A 1,067-nucleotide genomic window follows, 5' to 3' on the forward strand; every position below is an offset into this window, starting at 1 on the left:
TCTGAGTCCACTCAAAACCCCTTGGGTGTTGTATGGTTAAGCCTCACGGGCAATTAGTACAGGTTAGCTCAACGCCTCACAACGCTTACACACCCTGCCTATCAACGTTCTGGTCTCGAACAACCCTTCAGGATACTTAAAGTATCAGGGAAGACTCATCTCAGGGCTCGCTTCCCGCTTAGATGCTTTCAGCGGTTATCGATTCCGAACTTAGCTACCGGGCAATGCCATTGGCATGACAACCCGAACACCAGAGGTTCGTCCACTCCGGTCCTCTCGTACTAGGAGCAGCCCCCTTCAATCTTCCAACGCCCACGGCAGATAGGGACCGAACTGTCTCACGACGTTCTAAACCCAGCTCGCGTACCACTTTAAATGGCGAACAGCCATACCCTTGGGACCGACTTCAGCCCCAGGATGTGATGAGCCGACATCGAGGTGCCAAACACCGCCGTCGATATGAACTCTTGGGCGGTATCAGCCTGTTATCCCCGGAGTACCTTTTATCCGTTGAGCGATGGCCCTTCCATTCAGAACCACCGGATCACTATGACCTGCTTTCGCACCTGCTCGAATTGTCATTCTCGCAGTCAAGCGGGCTTATGCCATTGCACTAACCACACGATGTCCAACCGTGTTTAGCCCACCTTCGTGCTCCTCCGTTACTCTTTGGGAGGAGACCGCCCCAGTCAAACTACCCACCAGGCACTGTCCTCACTCCCGATAAGGGAGCCAAGTTAGAACATCAAAGCTACAAGGGTGGTATTTCAAGGACGGCTCCACGCAATCTGGCGACTGCGTTTCAAAGCCTCCCACCTATCCTACACATGTAGGTTCAATGTTCAGTGCCAAGCTGTAGTAAAGGTTCACGGGGTCTTTCCGTCTAGCCGCGGGTACACTGCATCTTCACAGCGATTTCAATTTCACTGAGTCTCGGGTGGAGACAGCGTGGCCATCATTACGCCATTCGTGCAGGTCGGAACTTACCCGACAAGGAATTTCGCTACCTTAGGACCGTTATAGTTACGGCCGCCGTTTACCGGGGCTTCGATCAAGAGCTTCGTCCG

At 53.2% G+C, this 1,067-nt stretch carries 1 rRNA gene; it reads right to left on the reverse strand.

Going from position 1 to position 1,067, the window contains the following annotated elements:
- Window positions 1-32 precede the first annotated feature (32 nt).
- Window positions 33-1,067, reverse strand: a 23S ribosomal RNA gene (locus RH89_RS15425); the annotation flags it as partial.

It is taken from the genome of Vibrio nigripulchritudo ATCC 27043 (assembly GCF_000222685.1).
Taxonomy (GTDB): Bacteria; Pseudomonadota; Gammaproteobacteria; order Enterobacterales; family Vibrionaceae; genus Vibrio; species Vibrio nigripulchritudo.